We start from the raw sequence: 22940 nt of genomic DNA, 5'->3' as shown, positions 1-22940 counted from the left end.
TATATTTTGATTGTATCCTGAATTTCTTATTTTTAACCTGTGAAAATTAGTTCCTTAGGTTAGGGAACTATTGTTTTGGAATTAATTTAATTGCGGACTTTTAGAGTGTTGTTACCGGAGTAGTAAGTATTTCTATACTCTTTTAATTTGTACTTAGCCTCTGAATCATTAAAAGGCCATCCACCGGTCAACAAACTAAATTTACTTCCGCAAACAGGACATTCTGCGTAGGAACCTTCAATTTTCAGATGTTCTTCTGAATCTTTATCATGGGTGCAGGTTGCATCAAATACAGAAAATTCAGAGGTGCTTGTTCTTACTACAATAAATCCATGCCCGTTATATCCGACAGATGCGTCTATTTCATCAAAGTAAAGGGCATTGCCAACAGAATTTAGTTCGCTGTAAAAATTAAGATATATTGTTCCGTTAACTGGAACATAGGGGATGATTTCATCAACATTCGTATCTTTACTGCAGGAACAAAAAGTGATGTTTATCAAACAGAAAAGGAAAAAAAGTGGTAAATTTGATTTATTGTGACTCATTGCAGTTGGTTTTACTCTTTATATAACGTAATGGTTGCCGTTATTAGTGCAGGCATTCGCAAAATTAAGCTTTTAAATTAATTTTAACAGTATCAGTATGGACGATCATTGGGGGAATATATTATACTATGTTATCGTGGCACTCTTTGTTATTGTTGGTGCTCTCAAAAAAAAGAAGCCGGCAGCTGTTCAGCCTCCCGATGATGAGGAAATTCTTCAACGGTCGGAGCCTGAAATTCAGGGTGGATTCGAATCACTTTTTGAGAGCTTGTTGGGCAATGAAATACCCAAACCTTACGTTCAGCCCGTAGAAGACAAAACTCCCGAACCTGTGGAATCAGTGATGGAAGAATATACAAGATTGCAGAATATGAAGGCGGAGGACCGAGAAGAGAAAAAGAATCCTGTTTTTGCTGATTTAAAATCAATCTATAGTGAGAGTAAGGATGAGAATGAGTTGGAAGAAGATCAGGAAGAAGAAATCGATTGGCGCCAAGCCATTATTTACAAAGAGATTTTAGATAGAAGGTACACCTAAAGCAAAAAATAAAGTATACTTTTATTGATTCCTGTTATTTCATGCAGGAAAGGGTTCATTTATACTAAATTTGTATATTTGCATCCGGAAGAGTTTCGAAAAATCGAAATTCTTTTTGTTTTTTAGATCGTTGTCGATCAAATAGATTAGAATTATAAGAATTTAAATAGGAGGGAATTATGTCTGGTTATTCATATGTAACAGCCGAAGGACTAAAAAAACTAAGAGCAGAAGTGGAACATCTTGAGACGATCGAACGTCCTAATATTTCCAAACAAATTGGAGAAGCAATCGACAAAGGAGACTTGTCGGAAAATGCCGAGTACGATGCTGCAAAAGAAGCTCAGGGTTTATTGGAAGCCAAAATTTCACAATTAAGAAGTATTCTGGCAAACAGCCGGGTAATTGATGAGACTAAAATTGACACGTCAAAGGTTCAGATGATGACTAAGGTTACCATTAAGAATCAAAAAAATGGTGCTGTAATGGCTTATACTTTAGTATCCGAAACGGAGGCTGATTTTAAGAAAGGGAAACTATCAATCAATACACCAATTGCCAAAGGTTTAATAGGTAAGGTTATTGGTGATGTTGTTGAAATTCAGGTTCCAAATGGTTTAATTCCATTTGAAATTATAGATATTTCGTTATAATTACAACGGGTAAAAATCAGAAACACACGGATATGGCTTCAATTTTCACAAAAATAGTAAATGGCGAAATTCCTTGCCACAAAATAGCTGAAGATGAGAACTATTTTGCTTTTTTGGATATCAGTCCTTTGGCATTAGGTCACACTTTGGTAATACCAAAGCAGGAGGTTGACTATATTTTTGATTTGGATGATGATGTTTTAGCAGGACTAAATCTTTTTGCCAAACGCGTAGCAAAGGCAATTGAGAATACCATTGTATGCAAAAGAATTGGAATTGCTGTTATTGGTATAGAGGTTCCGCATACCCACATTCATCTGGTGCCGATAAATAATGTTGGAGATTTAAACTTTGCGAATCCAAAGTTGGAAATAGCATCGGATAAGCTGGCCGAAATTGCCGCAAAAATTAGAGAGAATTTTTAAATAGAATCAATTCTTCCAATAGAGATATCAGCCACTTTTTAAGTGGCTTTTTTTGTGATTCAATTAAAAATTATTTGACCCTGTCCGGATTTTTCTTAACAAAATCAGCCCAGGATTTTGGTTTACCTGCAGATGCAATGGCATTGCTCTGAAAAAAATGACACATTGCTATTGCAATGGCATCCGTTTCATCTGAATTTTGTGGGAATTCCTTCAGATTAAAAAAACGTTGAAGAACGGTTGCCAGTTGTTCTTTCGAAGCCAGTCCGGTTCCGGTAATCGCAAGTTTAATTTTTTTTGGTGCGTACTCAAAAATGGGAATATTGCGATGCAATGCTGCTGAAATTGCAACACCTTGAGCCCGGCCTAATTTAAGCATTGATTGAATGTTTTTTCCAAAAAACTGTGATTCAATAGCTAATTCATCGGGTTTGTACTCATCAATTACCTGCAGTGTACGTTGGAAAATTTTCTGAAGTTTAATGTAGGGATCAGAAATTTTTTTGAGATCCAAGACACCGGAAACCAGGATTTGCGGTTTTTTGTCTGCAATTCTTATTAGTCCGTAGCCCATTAGATTGGTGCCGGGATCGATTCCCATTATTATTCTGTCGTTACTCAATTGAATTGGTTTTTCGAATAAATTTTTGCAGTACAATACCCAAAATGATTAGGACCAGTCCTGCAAGAGTACTAAGATAGATAGATTCTCCGATAATAAGATGAACAAACAGCAAGGAAACAAACGGACTTAAAAAAACCAGATTGCTTATTTTATCTGTTGAACTTGTCATTTTTAATGCTTTTAACCAGAATACAGCTGCAATTCCACATTCTACGACACCGATATATACAGCAGCTAAAATACTTTTGTTGTCAGGCATGCGAAATTCAGAAAACAGGATGATAGATATCAGGATATAAAGAAAGCCAAAAGCCATGTTCAAAAATAGTTTACCCTTTTCTTCTCTTAAATCGCGAACATTAAATAACCAGAACAGAGCCCAAAATACGGAGCTGGAAAGAGCTAATAGTACTCCAAAGGTATTTGGGGTTTGAATGGATGTGAATGAACCTTTGTTAGCAATAATCACAACGCCCGAAAAACTTACCAATATGCATGAGATACTCTTCCATCCAATTTTATGTTTTAATAAAGGGATCGAAAGAAGTACCAAGGTAATTGGCCAAATGTAGTTCAGGCTCAAAGCAAATTGAGCAGGCAGTATTGAGTAAGCTTTTAAAAGCACCAAATAGTATAGAAATGGATTTAAAAAGCCCAATCCTGCCGATCGAATATAATCTTTTGTGCTTCCTGAAAAAGTTTTTTGTAATTGAGATGTGAATAAAAGTAAACAGCCCAAAAAAAGCACGGCTATTCCCGAAGAGATTAGCAGAAGATGAAGAAAATCCATTCCGTGTAATGCAATTTTAAATGCTGTGGCTACTGTTGACCAGCAAAAGATTGCTGACAGGGCGTAAATGTATGCTTTCTTTTGCGTATCCAAAGTCTTGGAAATTATGCTTCTTCCAGCAAGGATGAAAAACTCATTACCTGACTTCTGTATTTTGCTTCGAAAACAGCTTTGGCTCTTGGCTCGAAACTACAGTGATACTTAGTGAATAATTCTTTGCTTTTGAACAGAAGTTGAAGTGAATAGGTCAAACCTTCATTTTCTGTTGCAACCATTACTTTGCAAAAATAATTGGCGGAAAAAGTTCCCGTTTCTTTAAGTAAAGGGATAAATTTTATTTTCATCCATTCACAAAACTCTTTCTCCATAGAATTTTCGATCAAATAGCTGGTATTGTATATAATCATTGATTGTTGTCTTTAGTTTTTGCAAAGGTATTTAAATTTCACTTTCTTAAATCATTTAATTTTTTTCGGGCTTCAACAGAGTATATGCTGTCAGAATATTCAGTCACAATATTTTTGTAGTTCTCCATGGCTTTTTCTGTTTCGTTTAACTTCTGAAGCAGTTCTCCTTGTGTGAACAATGCCTTTGGCGCAAGAGTTTCGTATGGATGTTCTTCTATAATTTTGGACAAGGCCAAAAGTGCTTGTTCTGTTTTATTTGCTTTGATGAAAATCTCATATTTCAAAAAATAAACTTCATCAGTTAGTGAATGTCCCGGATGATTTTTAAGCAATTCATCCAGCTTAAGAAGGGCTAAAGAATCTTTTCGCTGATACATCAGGAATTCTGCTTCAGCATAGATTTTCATAGCTGTGTAGCTTGTATCTAAAGTAGTATTGTCACTAATCAATTGCGATAGGAAAATTGCATCGTTGGCTATTAGTTTCGAAGTACTTCCTTTTAGTGCGTCCAGCTGAGCTTTGGCCCATTTTAATTCGCCCATAAAGTAAGACACTTTGGCTTTTTTGAATTTTGCTTCGAAGCCGATCGTGTTGTTTTTGTTTGATTTTTCGATTTGTGAATACAGTAGAATTGCATCCCATTTTTCGTTGGTAAATAACTTGATGTCTGCCAGTTCAAGTTTTAATTCCGATCTGTTTTGTTGGCTAAGTCCTGAACTTGCCAATGCTTTTTCTAATAGTTCGGTTGATTCTGCCGTTTGATTCAAAAAGAATGAATTGATGTGTGCGTATTGTATTAGAACAGAACTGTTCTGCAAGGCAGTATTTTCTTCCGAAAAGAATTTTTTATATCGTCCGGAAAGCTCAAGCCAATCAGATTTTGAAGTTGAATTTTGTTTTTGAAGCAGAAGATAACGGGTTTCCAAATCACCAACGCGTGCATTTAAATAATTGGGCGATGAAGATCCTTTATCAACTACATGTTGATAACATTCAAGAGCAGTTTTAAAATCATCATTTGTTCTTGCAGCGCTTGCTAAGGATAGCAGGCGGGAACCATCTTCTTTTCCAATTAAATCTATCGATCTAGCTTGTGTGAAAGCAGCCTGAAATTGTTTTTTCTGCATAAAATACCATTGCAGCAATTCCTTAAGGCTGAGGTTTTCAGTTTCAGTTTGTATTTTTTGCAGCAATTGATTTTTGAGAATGGGATCCAAACTTGAATTGATATCCTGAAGGAGTGCGGATTGCAAATGGTTTTCTACAGTTTTTATTTGTGTTGGATCAACTGAAAGTGCCAGCAGGTATTCCGAAACCATCTTTTCAAAATCTCTCTGAGATAGGAAAATAGTTGCCAGTTCCATGTGAAAGAGATGCTCCTGATTGAGAAGTTTTCTGCCAATTTCGTATGTTTTAACGGCGAATTCATATTCGCGTTTTCTTACGAAAGTGTTAGCAATACTAGTGATTTCACTTCTGACAGGAATCAAGTCTTTTAAAACCTGATTGTATTGAGCCAGACTTTGATCATTTTCTCCTGCCGTTTTATAAACAAATCCCAGGTCAATTAAAAAGCTTCGGTCGTCCGGATTTTTTTTAATTTCTTTTTTAATTGATTTCTCTGCTTCCTGATAATCCTCAAGTTGAATTAAGCAATCAATATAGTAGTTGAAATAAGTTCTTGACCGTGTAATTTTATGCAGGTTAAAGAATAGGGAAGATGCCGGTCTGTATTCTTTATCACGAAAGTAGTTAAAAGCCAGTTGACTTTCTGTTTGAATGTTGTTTTGTGAATAGCTGTATTCAGATCCTAAGAAGGAAATCAGAATAAGAAAGCTTACTATGAATTTTTTCAAAACCAGTTTTTTAAAGATGATACTCTACTCAAAAATATAAAAAAAGCCCGGTTGTTTCGAACCGGGCCATAAAATTAAGTAAATATCTTTTAGTCGATTAGCTCAAATCCAGTGTAAGGAACCAATGCTTTTGGAATTCGGATTCCTTCAGGAGTTTGGTTGTTTTCAAGCAAGGCGGCCACAATTCTAGGCAATGCCAGTGCGCTTCCGTTCAAAGTATGTGCCAGTTCAGGTTTTTTCATATCCTTACCTTTGTATCGTAATTTTAAACGATTCGATTGGTAAGCTTCAAAATTAGAAACGGAACTTACTTCAAGCCATTTGTCCTGAGCTGCAGAAAATACTTCGAAATCGAAGGTAAGAGCCGCAGTAAAGCTGGTGTCACCACCACATAAACGAAGCAGGCGGTAAGGAAGTTCCAATTTCAGGATAAGACCCTCAACGTGGGCTACCATTCCTTCAAGAGCTTCATATGATTTATCAGGATGCTGTAATTGTACAATTTCTACTTTATCGAACTGGTGAAGACGATTTAAACCACGTACATCTTTTCCGTACGATCCGGCTTCTCTTCTAAAACAAGCAGAATAAGCGGTATTTTTTACCGGAAAATCTTCTTCTTTTAAAATAACATCGCGGTAAATGTTTGTTACCGGAACTTCAGCTGTAGGTATTAAATACAGGTTATCCTCAGTTACGTGATACATTTGCCCTTCTTTGTCAGGCAATTGTCCGGTTCCGTATCCTGAAGCTTCATTAACAACCAATGGAGGAATTACTTCTTCGTAACCGGCTTTGCGGTTTTCATCCAAAAAGAAATTGATTAATGCTCTCTGAAGAATTGCACCTTTGCCTCTGTATAAAGGGAAACCAGCCCCGGTAATTTTATTTCCCAATTCAAAATCAATAATATTATATTTCTTAGCTAATTCCCAGTGAGGAATTGCATCGGCGTGCAGTTTTGGAATAGTTCCACACGTTTTTTCAATAACATTTTCAGTTTCACCTTTACCTGCAGGAACAGATGAATGCGGTGTATTCGGGATTTGAAGCAACAAATCATTTAATTCCTGAACTGTACTGTTCTGAATCGCAGTTAATTCGGCAATAGAATCCTTCAATTCTCCGGTTTTTTCTTTTGCAGCATTCGCCTCATCAGCTTTTCCACTTTTAAAAAGCATTCCGATTTCTTTCGATAAACCGTTCATTTCTGCCAATGTTGCATCTAATTTTACTTGGCTTTCTTTTCTTTTTTCGTCAAGAATGATAATTCTCCCGATGATTTCTGTTGCATCGAAATTCTTGATTTTTAAAGCCTTAATGGCTTCTTCCTTATTTTCCTGTAGGTATTTGAGGCTTAACATCAGTATCTTTTGTTAATGATTATATCTATAACTTTCAGGTTATAAAAATAAAAAAATCTCCTGTCTTTATACGAAATAAAGCAGGAGATTTAAATATTTTAAAGCTAAATAATCTATTCAGCTAAAGGTTCAATAGAAACGTAAGATTTATTATCTCTTTTCTTTTTAAAAACCACTGTTCCAGGAATAAGAGCAAAAAGAGTATGATCTCTGCCAATACCTACATTTTCACCTGGGTTGTGTTTTGTTCCTCTTTGACGAATAAGAATGCTTCCAGCTTTAGCCAATTGCCCGCCAAAAATCTTAACTCCTAATCGCTTACTTTCCGATTCTCTACCGTTTCTAGAACTACCGGCTCCTTTTTTATGTGCCATTTTGTTATATTTTTAAGGATTAAGCAACAATTTCTTCAATTTGAATTTGTGAAAGGTCCTGACGGTGTCCGTTCAGTTTTCTGTATCCTTTTCTTCTTTTCTTTTTGAATACTTTTACCTTGTCACCTCTCATGTGAGATAAAACTTTAGCAGTTACTTTAGCTCCTTCAACAGTTGGAGCACCAACTACTATCTCACCATCGTTATCCACTAAAAGTACTTTAGGGAACTCTACTTGTCCACCTTCTTCAGCAGATAGTCTGTGAACAAAAATCTTTTGGTCTTTTTCAACTTTAAATTGCTGACCAGCGATTTCTACAATTACGTACATTATTTCTAATTTTACGGTTTGTTCCTGAGGGTGGGTCATTTTAAACATTAAATATACCTCTTGGTGAACCCCCAAAGAATTTTATTTCGGATTGCAAAAATAAAAAAGAATAATTGATAAACAAAGTTTTACTCCTGTAAATGAATCATTTTGATTCTTTTTTTTTCGATTTGGATCTTATTTCAATTGATTTCACAAAAATAAAATCAAGTGGATAAGTTTCCATGGCTAGTTTTGGATTTCTTTGGCTATAATATGTATCTTCATAAGATAAGGTATGGAAAATCAATGTATGATATATTTACGATTGATGAAAATGAATCAGAAGTTGCTTATTTAGCAGTTTGCAGACAATTTGTTTTTGTAAACGGAAGTAAATCAGCAAGTATTGGCAAATAAGAGAAATAAGCTCAGTTTATTGTTAATAGTGATTTAAAAACAATTCTTATATTTGTTTATTGTTTGGTGAAAAAAAGAGGAGTTTTTATGGGTAAAATAAAACTTAACGTTTTAGGATTGTCGTACAGTCAGACGCAAACAGGAGCCTACGCACTTGTATTGTCTGAAGAAGATGGAGACCGAAGGATTCCTATCATTATAGGTGGTGTTGAGGCTCAGTCAATTGCTATTCAATTGGAGGAATTAGAGCCTCCGCGTCCATTAACTCATGATCTTTTTAAAAGTTTCGCTGAAGCTTTTGCAGTGAATGTTGTTGAGGTTAATATTTATCGGTTGGAAGAGGGAATTTTTTATTCAGAGTTAATCTGCGAAAAAGGGCTTAGTCGTATTCGGATAGATTCCCGCACATCAGATGCTGTTGCCATTGCTCTGCGTTTTAGGTGTCCAATATTCACAACAGAAGAAATAATTGAGAAAGCAGGAATCGTATTAAGTCTTGAGGGAGAATCTGAAGATCCGATGATTGCCGGACAAACAGACCCAGAAGTACCTAAGCCCGAGAAGAGGAGTCAATTTACCGAATATTCTATTGCACAGCTTAGAGGGATGCTTGAGGATGCAGTTCGTGATGAAGACTACGAACGAGCTTCACTGATTCGTGATGAAATTGATCGTCGGGGAGAATCAGTTTAAAAGAAAATACAAAGTATTTTTTGATTATAAAAAATGGCAAGTGAAAACTTGCCATTTTTGTTGTATGTAAACTTGTTTAGTGGTTAAATCCGGCAAGTTGTTTTGGATCGTGCTTGTGTTTAAACAGAATTGCAAAGAAAATAGCAACAACTAGGGAATAGATTGCAAATGTACTCCAAATCCCTTCCCAATTAAAAAGATCTCCCTCGCCTTTAAAGAATGTATCGATAATGAGACCACTTGACCAACTTCCCAAAATGGCACCAAATCCATTGGTCATCATCATAAATAATCCCTGAGCACTTGCACGCATGCTTGAATCGCTCGAGGTTTCAACGAATAGTGAACCGGAGATATTGAAGAAATCAAAAGCCATTCCATATACAATACAAGAAAGAATTATCATCCATAATCCACCTGATGGATCACCAAAAGCAAATAGTCCGAATCGAAGAACCCATGCAATCATACTTATTAGCATGACTTTTTTTATTCCAAATCTCTTTAGAAAGAAAGGAATGGCCAGAATGAAAAGGGTTTCAGATATCTGAGAAATCGACATGATGATAGCTGGATATTTTACAGCAATTAGTTCTTTGTATGCATCTATTTTTGCAAAATCGTGCAAGAATGTATCTCCATAGGCATTGGTAAGTTGAAGAGAAGCACCCAGCAACATCGAGAAAATGAAGAACATTGCCATTTTAGGATTTTTGAATAACCGAAAAGCATTTAGTCCTAACGAATTGACAATGGATTTGTCCCGTGGTTCTTTGTTGATATTACATTTCGGTAAAGAAAATGCATAGAAACCAAGACAAAGAGAGGCAAGGGCAGCTACGTAGAATTGTAATGCTGAAGTTTCAATTTTAAGCAAACTAACAGTCCACATGGCAATAATAAAACCAACAGTTCCAAAAACTCTTATGGGTGGATATTCCTTAACTACATCCATATTCGATTTGTTTAATGCCGAATAGGCAACTGTAATTGACAAGGAAATAGTTGGCATGTAAAAAAACATATTAATTAGCATCAGCCAAAACATAGATGCAGGAGTGTTTGCCTGGGGTAAAAGAGTAAGTATTATTGCCCCGCAAATGTGGAAGATTCCAAGAAGTTTTTCGGCATTAACCCAACGGTCGGCAATAATTCCCGCAATAGCAGGCATAAACAGGGATGCAATGCCCATTGTTGAGAAAATAGCGCCAAATTCAGTTCCTGACCAGCCTTTGTTTTGAAACCAATAACCACCAATAGTTATTAACCATGCTCCCCAAACAAAAAATTGAAGGAAGTTCATTAATATCAGACGATTTTTTATACCCATAACGATGTTTTTAAAAAATAGGTTAGTATTTGCTATGTCTTACTAGTTATTGGTTGTTTTCGTAGTCTCATTTGAAATTCGCCCGAGGATTTGCTGATAAAGATTGAAATCTTTACTCTTTTGAAAATCAGAAGTGTCAAAACTAACTAAAAAAATAGATTCTTAAAATACCGGCATTGTCTTTTTATGACAATTACAAGTGATATGAAAACATTCTAGATAGAGCGGTCTTATTTTTTAGCGAACTAATTTGGTAAATGTATGTGTTGGAGATGACCTGTAAATTGATTGAAAAAAGTATTTTTGTACTTCACTCAAGTTGAATATAAATGATTCAGGAAAGTTCAGTTCATGATAAAACCCTGTCGACGAAAGCTAAAATCATTGCAGCTGTCAGGGAATCTATTCCAAAAGCCTATTCCACATCTAAGTGGCTTTTGAGTATCATGATTCCGGTTTCCTTTGGTGTGTTGTTGCTCAACTACACAGGAATATTGGCTTTGGTTTCGGGTTATTTGCAGCCTGTATTCGAGTATATGGGCTTGCCGGGAGAATCGGCATTTGTTTTACTAACCAGTATTTTTACGAATATTTATACGGCGATTGCTGTAATTACCAGTTTGGAGATGGAGGGGCGGGTGGTTACAATTTTAGCCGCAATGTGTTTGGTGGCACACGGTTTTATAATTGAAACAGCGGTTCTAAAAAAAACAGGATCGTCGATGTTTCGAATGATAATTCTAAGATTGACAGGAAGTTTTGTTCTTGGATTATTTTTAAATTGGGCTTTGCCGGCAGATTCATTTCAGGTTCACAGCAACCTTTTTGTGCAGCAGGAAACTTTTAATTCAATGTTTACAGCTTGGCTTTTGTCTTCGTTGGTATTAAGTTTAAAAGTGATAATTTTGATTACCTTGTTGATGATCTTGCAGCGAATTCTGGAAGTTTTTGGAGTTATAAAATGGCTGTCACGAATGTTGGCTCCTTTACAGTCAATAATGGGACTGCCCGATTCCACCTCGTTTTCTTGGATTGTGGCCAATACTTTGGGTTTGGCATATGGTTCGGCCATTATGATAGAACAAGTTGAAAAGGGACAAATGACAAAATCGGAAGCTGATTTATTAAATCATCACATTGCTGTATCCCATTCACAATTAGAAGACCCGCTATTATTTGCAGCTATTGGTGTGCCTTTGGGCTGGTTGATTATTCCTCGTTTATTTTTAGGAATTATTGTGGTGTGGTTATATCGTTTCGAACTATTTATAAGGAAGTCGTTAAATAGTTTTATCTTTAAAAATTAAATTTTGACAATTAGTTATGCAACAATATCTTCACTTATTAGAAAGAGTTCTCGAAGAAGGGAATAAGAAAGAAGACAGAACCGGAACGGGAACCGTAAGTGTTTTTGGTCATCAAATGCGCTTTGATTTATCCAAAGGATTTCCTCTTTTAACCACTAAGAAACTTCACCTAAAATCTATAATTCACGAATTGCTTTGGTTTTTAGATGGAGATACCAATGTGAAATATCTTCAGGACAATGGCGTTAGAATTTGGAATGAGTGGGCTGATGAAAATGGCGACTTGGGGCATGTTTACGGGTACCAGTGGAGATCGTGGCCAAAAAGCAATGGAGAATCAATAGATCAGATCACGCAAGTGGTGCATGATATTAAAAACAATCCTGATTCAAGAAGGTTAATTGTAAGTGCATGGAATCCGGCAGATATTGAAAATATGGCTTTGCCTCCCTGTCATGCACTGTTTCAGTTTTATGTAGCCAATGGCAAACTTTCCTGTCAGTTGTACCAGCGCAGTGCCGATATATTTTTGGGAGTTCCGTTTAATATCGCTTCCTATGCTATTTTAACAATGATGATGGCTCAGGTGTGTGATTTGGAACCAGGTGAGTTTATACATACCTTGGGTGATGCACATATTTACATGAATCATATGGATCAGGTAAAGTTGCAATTGTCGAGAGAACCGAAAGAACTTCCGGTACTTAAAATAAATCCTGAGGTTAAAAGTATATTCGATTTTAAATTTGAGGATTTTAGTTTGGAAAACTACGATCCACATCCTCATATTAAAGGAGCAATTTCCATTTAAAACTAAACATTATGAATGTATCAATTATTGTTGCCGTTTCCCGAAATCAGGTAATCGGAAAAGATAATCAGTTAATCTGGAAGCTATCTGCCGATTTAAAAAGGTTTAAAGCTTTAACCACAGGCCATACCATTATTATGGGGAGAAAAACTTTCGAATCAATAGGTAAGCCATTGCCAAACAGAACTTCTGTAATTATAACCGGTCAAGCGGATTATGTGGCAGAAGGATGTGTTGTTGTTAATTCCTTAGAGGAGGCTTTGGAAAAATTTTCGGATCAGGAGGAAGTTTTTATTATTGGCGGAGGAACTATTTATAAAGAAGCTTTGGCTAAGGCTAATAAGATATATTACACAAAAGTTCATAAGGATTTTGAAGGAGATACTTTTTTTTCGGTTTTGGATTTAAAAGAATGGAAATCTGTCAACAGAGAGGATTGTCTTCCGGATGAAAAAAACGAAGTCCCTTATTCATTTATCGATTACATTAGAAAATAGCAGTATATATGAGGCGTTTTATTTCAGGTTTAGCATTATCCTTTTGTGTTTTATTGGTGAATTCATGTTCAACAGGATCAGATCCTGAAGATATTATTCTTGATGTGTTCTCTGTTCCTGCCGAGCTTACTCTGCAAATAGAAAATGTATTTAACGATTTAGCAATGGATGTGAATGGTATAGCGATGCATAAATTGGAATTCACAGGTGATTTGATCACAACAAATGTAGCTAAATGCCTGAAGGCTTCAGTTCATCGAAATTCAGAAACGTCTGTGCTTGATTCAATTGTATTGGATTATGGAACAGCAACATGTTCTTCGAATGGTGCCGCGTTTAAAGGAAAAGTAATTGTAGATCCTAAAGATGGGGATCTGAAATCTTTTGATATTCGGTTAAGGGATTTTTCATCTTATGGATATTCCATAACCGGAACAGTTGACTTTCAGATAACCGGAGAAACCGCTGGAAATGATTTTTCCATGAAAATGGAAAATGCGGAATTTTTAATTAGCGGAACCGGGGAAACGGTTTATACAGTTACTGTAGCAAGTATAAACAATGTTTACACTTTTCTTAAGAGCGAAGCAGGTTCGCCTGCTTATATTGATGATGTTTTTAAATTTACAACGAGTCTTTCGGGGGAAACTCCTGATGGAGTATTGTTTGATCTGGAAAGTAGTAGTGACTTAATCTACGCTTATTCGTGCAAGAACATTATAGGCGGGAAGGCCGATTTCTCATTAAGTGATATTGGTGATGGTATAGTAAATTTTGGAGGAGGAGATCCTGAGTCTGAGTCTGATTGTGATGCAAAGGCCACAGTAAGCGCATTCGGAGCAAATATATCAATAACATTATAAAGAAAAAAGCCGGATATTATCCGGCTTTTTCTATGCGACTTTTAAACGCTTGAGGTTTATTTTTTCAAGTTTCTCACTTGCGTACTTTCTGTCAATATCAATTTTCTTCTGACCGCTTGTTGGTAATTCAAACATGGCATCAATCATGATGGCTTCGCAAATGGATCTTAATCCACGGGCTCCAAGTTTAAATTCCAATGCTTTATCTACAATATATTCCAATGCATTGTTTTCAAATGTTAATTCGATATCGTCAATTTTAAATAGCTTGGTGTATTGTTTTAAAATTGCATTTTTAGGCTCTGTCAGAATGTTTCTCAATGCTCTTCTGTCCAAAGGTTCTAAGTAGGTAAGAACAGGTAAACGACCAATAATCTCAGGAATTAAACCGAATGATTTCAAATCCTGTGGGGCAATATATTGCAATAAATTATCCTGATCAATCTGTTCTTTTTCTTTGTTGGCATTGAATCCAACAATCTGAGTATTTAATCGTTGAGCAATTTTTCTTTGAATACCATCAAATGCACCACCACATATAAACAGAACGTTTTTGGTATTTACCGGTATCATTTTTTGATCAGGATGTTTTCTTCCTCCTTGTGGCGGAACATTAACAACCGATCCTTCCAGTAATTTGAGTAATCCTTGCTGAACACCTTCACCTGACACATCTCGGGTAATGGAAGGATTATCGCTTTTTCTGGCAATTTTATCTATTTCATCAATAAACACAATTCCTTTTTCAGCTGCAGCAACATCATAATCTGATGCCTGAAGAAGCCTTGTTAAGATCGATTCAATATCCTCACCAACATAACCAGCTTCGGTTAGTACTGTGGCATCAACAATAGTGAATGGCACATGAAGCATTTTGGCAATTGTTCTGGCTAATAGGGTTTTACCTGTTCCAGTTTCTCCAACAAGAATAATATTCGATTTTTCAATCTCAATATCTTCGTCATCTCTCTCCTGAAGTAATCTCTTGTAATGATTATATACCGCAACCGCAAGATATTTTTTTGCATTATCTTGTCCAATTACATACTGGTCAAGAAATGTCTTTATTTCTGTTGGTTTTAATAATTGAATCTCTTTTAGGTTGATATCAGTACGATTCTTCAATTCTTCCTGCACAATAGCGTAGGCCTGTTCGATACAGCTATCGCAAATATGACCGCTGATTCCGGCAATTAGAAGATTTGTATCCTTCTTTTCTCTTCCACAAAACGAGCATTTATCCATATTTCTTATTTGTTATACTAAAAATGCAAAGTTAAGAATTTTACGCTTAACTCTGCATTTTGTTATTCTGATTTCTATTTAGTTAACTATTGCTCACGGATAAGCACTTCGTCAATCATTCCGTACTCCTTTGCTTCAGCGGCTGTCATCCAATAATCACGATCAGAGTTTTTCTCAACTTTTTCGTAAGTATTTCCAGAATGATCAGCAATAATAGTATAAAGTTCTTTTTTCAATTTTAAAATTTCGCGTGCAGTAATTTCGATATCCGAAGCCTGACCTTGAGCACCACCCATTGGTTGGTGAATCATTACACGTGAGTGTTTAAGTGCAGACCGTTTTCCTTTTGTTCCTGCAGTTAATAAAACAGCACCCATCGAAGCGGCCATTCCCGTACAAATGGTAGCAACATCACACTTGATGTACTGCATGGTATCGTAAATTCCTAAACCTGCATGCACCGAACCTCCGGGAGTGTTGAAATAGATCTGGATATCCTTTGATGGGTCTGTTGATTCTAAAAACAGCAATTGTGCCATGATAATATTGGCTACATAATCATCAATTGGAATACCAAGGAAGATAATCCGATCCATCATAAGACGGGAGAACACATCCATTGACGCAACATTTAGTTGTCTTTCCTCAATAATAGTAGGAGAGATGTAGCTGTTGTGGATTGAAGTGTATCTATCTAAGTTTAGGCTGCTTATGCCCATGTGCTTTGTAGCAAATTTATTGAATTCATCTTTTGGTATCATAGCGAAGTGATTTTATATTTCGTAGACCTAAATTAGTTAAATTTTCCCCATTTGAAAAGAATGGCTTAACAAAATCTGTATTTTATAAGACAAAAAGAAAACCACGCTTTTTTAAAGCGTGGTTTAATGTCTTATTAAGGTGTACCGACTTATTCAAACAGCTTGTTGAAATCCTCAGTAGATATCTCTTTTTCGTCCAGTTTAACGGCTCCTTTGATGTATTCAACAACTTTATCATCAGCTTTACGTTCATAAATTTTTCTTTGCTCGTCTTGATTTTGCATCATTTGCTGAGCGTAGTTGTTTAGGTACTCTTCAGGTACATCCATCATTCCGTATTGCTGGAATTGCATTAATGCTTGTTTTTTAGCAAATTCCATAACTTCTTCCTGACTAACTTTCAGATCATTTTCCTGAATTAATCTGTTTTTGATCAATTGCCATTTGAATTCGTCAGCATAATTTGCAAAATCAGTATCAACCTGCTCTACGGTCATATCCTTGTTTGTAGAAACAATCCAACGTTTCAGGAATACTTCAGGAAGTTCAATTTTTGCTTTTTTCACCAATTTAGCTTTGGCATCGATCAGGAATTTGTAGTCACTGTCGTTAACCAATTGTTTTTCGATATCTTCTTTAATTTTATTCTTGAATTCTTCCTCTGAATATACAGTTCCTTCGCCAAATACTTTGTCAAATAATTCCTGATTCAATTCAGCATTAACAAATTTGGTGATTTCGGTAATTGTAAATTGGAAATCAGAGTCTAATGTTTCAGCTTCTTCTTTCGAAATGTTTAGCATAGAAGCGATGTCTGATTTGTTTTCAAAAGCTTTCGCAGGATTGAAAACTACTACATCATCTTTTTTAGCTCCTATGAATTTCTTTTTAGCGTCTTCGTCTTTCATGTATTCTAAAGACATGGCAACATTTTCGCTGACAATTCCTTCTTCAATTAGTTTTCCGTCAGCATCAACCTGAGCGTAGTTACCTTTCAAAAGTTCTTTTTCTTCAACAACTTCAGCAGCATTGTTCGATCCGAAACGACGGGAGTGCATATCAACACCGCTCTGAATCATTTTCTCGTCCACAATAATTTTGAAGAAGTCGATTTTATCTTTCTTGCTTAGGTTAAGTGTATATTCAGGAGTTAAAGCAATATCAAAAGAGAATTCGAATTCAGTGTCTTTTTCCCAGTTGATTTCCTTTTGCTCAGTTTCATTTGCAAGAGGTTCGCCCATGATATTTAAATCATTTTCACGAATATACTTCATTAGCTCATCGCTAAGAATTTTATTAATTTCATCAGCTAAAACAGGAGTTCCGTACATTTTTTTTATCACACCCATAGGTACTTTACCTGCACGGAAACCATTGATATTTGCTTTTTTACGATAGTCTTTCAACACATTGTTTACTCGGGTTTCGTAATCTTCTTGAACAATCTGTAATTTGATTACAGCATTTAAATCATCAATATTGGTTTTTGTAATGTTCATTTTTTAGCTATTATAGATAAAACCTCTTTAATTGAAAAAAAACCGCCTCACGATCGACACATATCAGTATCGGAAGTACGGGCGGTTTAAGGTTATTCTTTTTATTGTGCGGATGAAGGGACTCGAACCCCCACGCCTCTCGGCACTAGATCCTAAGTCTAGCGCGGCTACCAATTACGCCACATCCGCGGGTTAATTGCGGTGCAAATATAGAGCTGTTTTTTATAATTTGCAATACCTGCCAGAAAAAAAAACGAAGTTTTTTTGAGTAATATAGTAAGTCTGAATTTTGATCGAATACGGATTCAATTCAATTCTCTTGAAAATGAGCTATTTTGCAGTTCTTCGAAGCTCAAAGTTCTTCCCTAAATAAACTCTTCTTACATCTTCATCTGCTGCTAGTTCTTCAGCAGTTCCTGATTTAAGGATATTACCTTCGAATAAAAGATAGGCTCTTTCAGTAATGGAAAGAGTTTCCTGTACGTTGTGATCGGTAATTAGGATTCCAATGTTTTTATCTTTTAAGTGTCGAACAATGTCTTGGATATCTTCAACCGCTATTGGGTCGACACCTGCAAACGGTTCATCTAAAAGAATAAATTTTGGTTTGATCGATAAAGCTCTTGCAATTTCGGTTCTTCTTCTTTCGCCACCCGATAGTTGAATACCAAGACTTTTTCTGATTTTCTGCAGGCTAAACTCATTCAGCATTTCTTCCAATCGTTCTTTCTGGTATTCTTTTGAGAAATCAGACATTTCAAGTACAGCTCTGATATTGTCCTCCACACTTAGCTTTCGAAACACAGAGGCTTCCTGAGCCAAATATCCAACACCTAATTGCGCTCTTTTATAAACAGGTTCATTTGTAATTTCGCGGTCGTCTAAAAAGATTCTTCCACCGTTTGGCTGAATCAGCCCAACAATCATGTAAAATGAAGTGGTTTTTCCGGCACCATTAGGTCCAAGTAAACCAACAATTTCACCTTGTTTAACTTCAACAGAAACACCTTTAACAACAGTTCTGGTTTTGTATCTTTTTATTAAATTTTCAGCTCTTAAAATCATCGTTGTTCAATATATTTAAGGATCGGAATGGTGCAAATATAGAAAAGATCTGTGAGAATTAAACTTTGTATATAAGTTCAAAGCCGGTCAGTAATTTCTTCTGATTATTAAAAAGTAAATTGGAACATCGCCCGGATACCAAAATTTTCAAAATCCTGATATGGATTGTCTTCCAAATGATTTAGCCGCCACATAGCATCAATTCGGATAAACTTAAATATGTTTTCAATTCCAACACTTGCTTCAAAGTAGGGTTTGCTTACATCCGAAAGTCCATTAGGGAAAATCATTTCAGCTTCAGTATTGTTTAATGAGCCATTGTTCTTGTCACTTAAGCTGCCAATTAGTCCTTTTCCCGATACAACAGTTCTCCATTTTAATTTCCTGAATAATGGGATTCTGTTTAAAATGAGTCCGTTAAAGTGATGTTCAACGAATAAACTAACGTATTGATCACTTGTGAATTCGTAATAGTTCATCATGTTAAATGCATACGGATCAAAAGCGTAAGTCTCGTTTCCTTCGTGCAAATGAAGGAGTGGGTAAGGAACTTTTCCGAATAATTTCCCTGCAGTAACCAAGTAGTACAGATTTCCCAAGGGAGGTAATTCTATGGTGTGTTCGATGCTTAAATCAATTTTTTTATAATTGTGATCGGCACCCAAAACATCTTTCATGCCCATAGTAAGGTAAAGATTGAATATTGGGAATGGTCCACCCAGATGAACTCTTTCGAATTCACCCATTATTACTCTTTCATTTTTGGTAAACCTGGTTCTTAGCTCAATTTCCGAAGATGTTATTCCAGGAACAGGTATTCCTCCGCTTACATCAGGAGCATTAAATGGAACATACTGGGTTGGATTAATGTCACGATAGCGAAATTTTAAAGTGTTCGAAAATCCCTGAAACCATTCTTTCTCATAATGAGTTTCCAGTTGATTAACCATCGTGAGTTTATTGTTTGGGTTTCTTTTCAAAATAGAGGATAGAATATTCCCTTCGGTAAATGCATTTGGACTTTTTCCTAATTGCTGAATATCATGTTTGTATTGTACTCCGAAAGTTTCTCTTGGGAGCTTATTGATCATGTAAAGAAAACCCAATCCATATTTGAATTTATTGTCTTTATCACCGTAGGCTAAATGACCGTTAAACATTATCTTGGTGCTGAATTGATTCGAAGTTCTCCCGCCAAACATGAATCTGTTTCCTTCAATTTCGTTGAAGCTGTAAAGTTTATAATACGGGCCATATTCAAAGTTCCCTTTCACGTAATAGCCTGTAACAAATGTTTGGATAATATCAATTATATTTTTGTATAAGGGTACGTTTTGAATCGAATCAACCATAGCGTAAATGCCTGATTCTCTTTCTGATAATTGATACGGACGGGCATTGTCCCAATACTCTTTGGGCTGTTTTAAGGCTGTTTCTTCAACAATAACATTATTGTCGAGCTTAATTATTTCCTCCTTTATTGGTTCATTTAGTTTAATATTTTTGTAGGAAATTGATTTTCTGCCAAAAAAGCCCATTTGTTTGGTTGAATCTTTTTCTGTTATCATAAAATCAACAAAAAGATTTTGCTTTTTTAAGAACCAGGTACTGTCGTTTAGTTTCTGAAATTCATTGTTGCTAACCAAATCTTTAACCCAATTAAGGTTCACATCTTTTGCGATACGCATCTGCATGTTTTGTATGGCAAATGTGGTGTCGGCTACCCAAAAATCTCCTACAAAAGTTGGTTCCTGTTTTCTTTTAGGCTTAAATGACATGTGATAGCACCAGCTGCCTTCCCTGAATGCACTGTCTGTTAAGTAATATTTGTAATAGCGAAGTCCGCCATCTGCAATAGGACTTACAAAACCCATATTGAAAAGATCAATAAAGTTGTCGTAAATATTTACATTTTGATGAAGCTGACCTGTAAATTGTGCCAGACTGGCGTTGTCGTTTATACCAGACATTTGCGATGCCTTTATAATTTCCCTTTCCACTCTTGGCTTTTTCTGAAAATGATAGTCCGAAAGAGATTCGGTAATAAAAACAGGTAAATAAGGTTTTCCGGTTATTACAGAGGTGTCAATGTAATCAAAAACAAACTGGAATTGCCGCATGATTTTTTTATTCTTAAAACTGTCTTTGATATTGTTCAAATCCATTTCCATTTTGGTGTAGGATTCGTATTGGTACGAATCAAACCGGGAAGGATTATTGGCTTCTTTTTTTGCGATAATTTTACGGAGAAGTACATGTGCAGGATTCTCTCCGGGAGTAACAACAATTTCTGCCAAGTCGAATGTTTCTGATTTTAATTCGACATTGATAGTTTGAAAGCTGGCTTTTTGAATTTCAAATACCTGTTCTTTATAACCTACAAAAGAGATGTACAATAAATCTGATGGTGTTCTTGTTTCAAGAAAATACTGTCCATCAAAATCCGAAGTTGTACCAATGGTAGTTCCCTTGAATGCAATATTTACAAACGGAAGCGGTTCTTTAGTTTCCGAATCAATTATTCGGCCTCTTATTTTTGTAGTTTGTGCAAAACTAGAGCAGGTTAAGCCTGAAATAATAAGAATAGTAAAGAGTAAAAATCCTTTTTTTAGAATCTGATTCATAAATATACAATAGTGATAGTCCGGATAAAAAATAACCCAGACTTTAGTCATGTGAAAATACAAATAAACTGTGTAATTGTTTAACCCAAATTTGCTTGTTGGTTTTTTTGAACCCGCTTCGAGATTTTAATACCTATTTCGTAAAGCAACATCAATGGTAAACAAACCAGTATCTGACTAAAGATATCCGGAGGAGTGATGATTGCTGAAAGAATTAAAATTAAAACCACAGAGTGTTTTCTGTATTTTTTTAAAAATTCAGGGGATACCAAACCTATTTTACTTAAAAAGAAAATAAGAACGGGCAGTTCAAATATTACACCACTTGCCAAAACAATTGAAGTAATAGATGAGATGTAGGATGTTAGGTTTATTTGATTCAGAACCTGATTACTTATGCTGTAAGATCCTAGAAAATGGACTGATAGTGGAGTTATAAGGTAGTAGCCAAAGAGAACTCCAAGAGCGAATAAAAATGAAGTGTAAAAAATAGATCCTCTTGCATGCTTCTTTTCATTATCGTATAGAGCTGGTTTTAAAAAGCTCCAGAATTCGTAAAATATGTATGGGAAACTGGCAATTATACCGATCACTAAGGAAACACTTATGTGTGTTGCAAATTGCCCGGCCATGTTAATATTTATAACCTGAAATGGATGGGTGTTAATTTTCAGAGATTCAACTCCTGTATACTCGGATAGTTTGAAAAACATTCTGTTTGTAAAGAATTCAGGGTTTTTTGGCGCAAGAATCAATACATTAAATATGAAATCATAAAAGATAAAAGCAGCTATCGCGAAAACCATAACGGCAATAACCGATCTCATTAAGTGCCATCTTAGTTCTTCCAGATGTTCAAGAAAACTCATCTGGTTTTCTTCATTTGTTGCTTCTTTATCCGACATACGTATTGATTTACAAATTGCGACAAGTTATACAATTCCTTCTTTTAAGATGTCATGCAGATGAACCATTCCTACATATTTTTCATTTTCGACAACTGCAAGCTGAGTGATGTTGTTGTCTTCCATTAGTTGGAAAGCCTTAATTGCAAGTGAATCCGGATCAATAGTCTTCGGTTTTGGAGACATAATATCGCGGGCAGTTAATTTACTTACATCTTCATTTTGTTCAAGCATTCTACGAAGGTCACCGTCAGTGATTATTCCAACAAGTTTATTCTCTTTATCAACAACGGCAGTAGCCCCCATTCTTTTTGAGGAAATTTCAAGGATAATCGGACGAATATTTTCTTTTTCGGATACTTTGGGAGCCAGATTAATTTTGTAAAGATCACTAACCCGTAAATATAATTTTTTTCCGAGAGCTCCTCCCGGGTGATATTTTGCAAAATCCTGACTGGTGAATTGTCTGCATTCCAATAAGGAAACTGCTAAAGCATCTCCAATAACAAGCTGAGCAGTAGTCGAATTTGTTGGGGCTAAATTGTTTGGATCGGCTTCTTTTTCGACAACGGCTTTTAAAACATAGTCCGATTCTTTTGCAAGAAAAGAATCCAATCCGGAAACCATCGCAATTAACGTATTTCCCATATTTTTGATGAGTGGCACTAAAACTTTGATTTCCGGTGTACTTCCACTTTTCGAAATACAAATAATAATGTCATCAGGAAGGATCATTCCTAAATCCCCATGAATAGCGTCGGCCGCATGCATGAACAAGGCTGGGGTACCTGTTGAATTTAGGGTTGCCACAATTTTGTTGGCAATGTTGGCGCTTTTACCAATTCCCGTAATTACAACCCGACCTTTACTTTTTAAGATCAATTCAACAGTATTAACAAAATCTCCATCAATGTACTCTTTTAGTTGACCAACGGTTTTTTCTTCTTCTGCAATTGTTTTTATTGCAATTTGCTTAATATCGTATGTAGGCTTCAAATCTTCTTGTTTTTATTTTATGTACAAAGCTAAT

General features: G+C 35.7%; 25 protein-coding genes and 1 tRNA gene. 9 read left to right on the top strand and 17 right to left on the bottom strand.

Annotated elements, in window-relative coordinates:
- Window positions 1–86 precede the first annotated feature (86 nt).
- Window positions 87–548 (bottom strand): Rieske (2Fe-2S) protein, encoded by a 462-nt coding sequence (locus tag ACHZAX_RS17610; RefSeq protein ID WP_320019998.1) that lies wholly within the window; start codon window positions 546–548, stop codon window positions 87–89.
- Window positions 549–645: 97 nt separating this feature from the next.
- Between ACHZAX_RS17610 and ACHZAX_RS17605 the strand changes: the two genes are divergently transcribed.
- The 3 genes from ACHZAX_RS17605 to ACHZAX_RS17595 all read left to right on the top strand — a co-directional run bounded on the left by ACHZAX_RS17605 (window position 646) and on the right by ACHZAX_RS17595 (window position 2164).
- Complete coding sequence (locus ACHZAX_RS17605) at window positions 646–1086, top strand: hypothetical protein (protein ID WP_101310767.1); 441 nt, start codon at window positions 646–648, stop codon at window positions 1084–1086.
- Window positions 1087–1265: 179 nt separating this feature from the next.
- The gene (gene greA, locus ACHZAX_RS17600; protein WP_101310766.1) at window positions 1266–1739 is read left to right on the top strand and encodes a transcription elongation factor GreA; all 474 of its coding nucleotides are present in this window, start codon (window positions 1266–1268) and stop codon (window positions 1737–1739) included.
- A 32-nt stretch (window positions 1740–1771) separates the two neighbouring features.
- The gene (locus tag ACHZAX_RS17595) at window positions 1772–2164 is read left to right on the top strand and encodes an HIT family protein (RefSeq protein WP_101310765.1); all 393 of its coding nucleotides are present in this window, start codon (window positions 1772–1774) and stop codon (window positions 2162–2164) included.
- 70 nt (window positions 2165–2234) lie between these two features.
- Here ACHZAX_RS17595 and ruvC read toward each other — a convergent pair whose 3' ends face one another.
- The 7 genes from ruvC to rplU form a co-directional block, all read right to left on the bottom strand.
- Window positions 2235–2786, bottom strand: a complete 552-nt coding sequence (ruvC, locus tag ACHZAX_RS17590; protein WP_245870393.1) for a crossover junction endodeoxyribonuclease RuvC — start codon at window positions 2784–2786, stop codon at window positions 2235–2237.
- Complete coding sequence (locus tag ACHZAX_RS17585; RefSeq protein ID WP_124992600.1) at window positions 2779–3672, bottom strand: DMT family transporter; 894 nt, start codon at window positions 3670–3672, stop codon at window positions 2779–2781. Before ACHZAX_RS17585 ends, ruvC begins: the two co-directional genes overlap by 8 nt.
- An 11-nt stretch (window positions 3673–3683) precedes the next feature.
- Window positions 3684–3986 carry a DUF4286 family protein gene (locus tag ACHZAX_RS17580; RefSeq protein ID WP_320019997.1) on the bottom strand — a complete coding sequence of 101 codons (303 nt, stop codon included), beginning with the start codon at window positions 3984–3986 and terminating at the stop codon, window positions 3684–3686.
- A 38-nt stretch (window positions 3987–4024) separates the two neighbouring features.
- On the bottom strand, window positions 4025–5842 hold the full coding sequence (locus ACHZAX_RS17575) for a tetratricopeptide repeat protein (protein ID WP_320019996.1): 1818 nt from the start codon (window positions 5840–5842) through the stop codon (window positions 4025–4027).
- 89 nt (window positions 5843–5931) lie between these two features.
- Entirely contained in the window at window positions 5932–7206 is a 1275-nt protein-coding gene (gene serS / locus ACHZAX_RS17570) for a serine--tRNA ligase (RefSeq protein WP_101310760.1), read from the bottom strand.
- Between the two features lie 113 nt (window positions 7207–7319).
- Complete coding sequence (rpmA, locus tag ACHZAX_RS17565; RefSeq protein WP_101310759.1) at window positions 7320–7580, bottom strand: 50S ribosomal protein L27; 261 nt, start codon at window positions 7578–7580, stop codon at window positions 7320–7322.
- A 19-nt stretch (window positions 7581–7599) separates the two neighbouring features.
- A complete protein-coding gene (rplU, locus tag ACHZAX_RS17560) occupies window positions 7600–7911 on the bottom strand; it encodes a 50S ribosomal protein L21 (RefSeq protein ID WP_101310776.1) in 312 nt (103 codons plus the stop codon).
- A 210-nt stretch (window positions 7912–8121) separates the two neighbouring features.
- Between rplU and ACHZAX_RS17555 the strand changes: the two genes are divergently transcribed.
- A complete protein-coding gene (locus tag ACHZAX_RS17555; RefSeq protein ID WP_320019995.1) occupies window positions 8122–8310 on the top strand; it encodes a hypothetical protein in 189 nt (62 codons plus the stop codon).
- 87 nt (window positions 8311–8397) lie between these two features.
- Complete coding sequence (locus ACHZAX_RS17550; protein ID WP_101310758.1) at window positions 8398–9003, top strand: bifunctional nuclease family protein; 606 nt, start codon at window positions 8398–8400, stop codon at window positions 9001–9003.
- A 76-nt stretch (window positions 9004–9079) separates the two neighbouring features.
- Here ACHZAX_RS17550 and ACHZAX_RS17545 read toward each other — a convergent pair whose 3' ends face one another.
- A complete protein-coding gene (locus tag ACHZAX_RS17545) occupies window positions 9080–10333 on the bottom strand; it encodes a nucleoside permease (RefSeq protein WP_101310757.1) in 1254 nt (417 codons plus the stop codon).
- 329 nt (window positions 10334–10662) lie between these two features.
- Between ACHZAX_RS17545 and ACHZAX_RS17540 the strand changes: the two genes are divergently transcribed.
- Genes ACHZAX_RS17540 through ACHZAX_RS17525 form a run of 4 tightly spaced genes read left to right on the top strand, consistent with a single transcriptional unit; the run spans window position 10663 to window position 13811 of the window.
- Entirely contained in the window at window positions 10663–11640 is a 978-nt protein-coding gene (locus tag ACHZAX_RS17540) for a nucleoside recognition domain-containing protein (RefSeq protein ID WP_320019994.1), read from the top strand.
- A gap of 16 nt (window positions 11641–11656) precedes the next feature.
- Entirely contained in the window at window positions 11657–12451 is a 795-nt protein-coding gene (locus ACHZAX_RS17535) for a thymidylate synthase (protein WP_101310755.1), read from the top strand.
- A gap of 11 nt (window positions 12452–12462) precedes the next feature.
- Entirely contained in the window at window positions 12463–12948 is a 486-nt protein-coding gene (locus ACHZAX_RS17530; RefSeq protein ID WP_320019993.1) for a dihydrofolate reductase, read from the top strand.
- Between the two features lie 8 nt (window positions 12949–12956).
- Window positions 12957–13811: a hypothetical protein gene (locus ACHZAX_RS17525; RefSeq protein ID WP_320019992.1), complete on the top strand. Its 855-nt coding sequence runs from the start codon at window positions 12957–12959 to the stop codon at window positions 13809–13811.
- Between the two features lie 30 nt (window positions 13812–13841).
- Here the strand turns inward: ACHZAX_RS17525 and clpX are convergent, their stop codons facing one another.
- From clpX to ACHZAX_RS17485, 8 genes are all read right to left on the bottom strand, one after another.
- Window positions 13842–15056 carry an ATP-dependent Clp protease ATP-binding subunit ClpX gene (gene clpX / locus ACHZAX_RS17520; protein WP_101310752.1) on the bottom strand — a complete coding sequence of 405 codons (1215 nt, stop codon included), beginning with the start codon at window positions 15054–15056 and terminating at the stop codon, window positions 13842–13844.
- A gap of 86 nt (window positions 15057–15142) precedes the next feature.
- A complete protein-coding gene (clpP, locus tag ACHZAX_RS17515; protein ID WP_101310751.1) occupies window positions 15143–15817 on the bottom strand; it encodes an ATP-dependent Clp endopeptidase proteolytic subunit ClpP in 675 nt (224 codons plus the stop codon).
- Window positions 15818–15966: 149 nt separating this feature from the next.
- Window positions 15967–17316, bottom strand: coding sequence for a trigger factor (tig, locus tag ACHZAX_RS17510; RefSeq protein WP_320019991.1), 1350 nt, complete (start codon window positions 17314–17316; stop codon window positions 15967–15969).
- A 107-nt stretch (window positions 17317–17423) separates the two neighbouring features.
- Window positions 17424–17505: transfer RNA gene (locus ACHZAX_RS17505), tRNA-Leu, on the bottom strand.
- A 141-nt stretch (window positions 17506–17646) separates the two neighbouring features.
- The gene (lptB, locus tag ACHZAX_RS17500; RefSeq protein WP_101310749.1) at window positions 17647–18381 is read right to left on the bottom strand and encodes an LPS export ABC transporter ATP-binding protein; all 735 of its coding nucleotides are present in this window, start codon (window positions 18379–18381) and stop codon (window positions 17647–17649) included.
- A gap of 107 nt (window positions 18382–18488) precedes the next feature.
- Window positions 18489–21005: a DUF5686 and carboxypeptidase-like regulatory domain-containing protein gene (locus ACHZAX_RS17495; protein ID WP_320019990.1), complete on the bottom strand. Its 2517-nt coding sequence runs from the start codon at window positions 21003–21005 to the stop codon at window positions 18489–18491.
- Window positions 21006–21085: 80 nt separating this feature from the next.
- On the bottom strand, window positions 21086–21910 hold the full coding sequence (gene tatC / locus ACHZAX_RS17490; protein ID WP_101310747.1) for a twin-arginine translocase subunit TatC: 825 nt from the start codon (window positions 21908–21910) through the stop codon (window positions 21086–21088).
- Between the two features lie 27 nt (window positions 21911–21937).
- Window positions 21938–22906: a KpsF/GutQ family sugar-phosphate isomerase gene (locus tag ACHZAX_RS17485; RefSeq protein ID WP_101310746.1), complete on the bottom strand. Its 969-nt coding sequence runs from the start codon at window positions 22904–22906 to the stop codon at window positions 21938–21940.
- Window positions 22907–22940 lie beyond the last annotated feature (34 nt).

This window comes from Labilibaculum manganireducens, from assembly GCF_963665805.2.
In the GTDB taxonomy this organism is placed as follows: domain Bacteria; phylum Bacteroidota; class Bacteroidia; order Bacteroidales; family Marinifilaceae; genus Labilibaculum; species Labilibaculum manganireducens.
The sequence above is the reverse complement of the archived record's forward strand: the minus strand, read 5'-3'. Positions and strand labels throughout refer to the sequence as shown.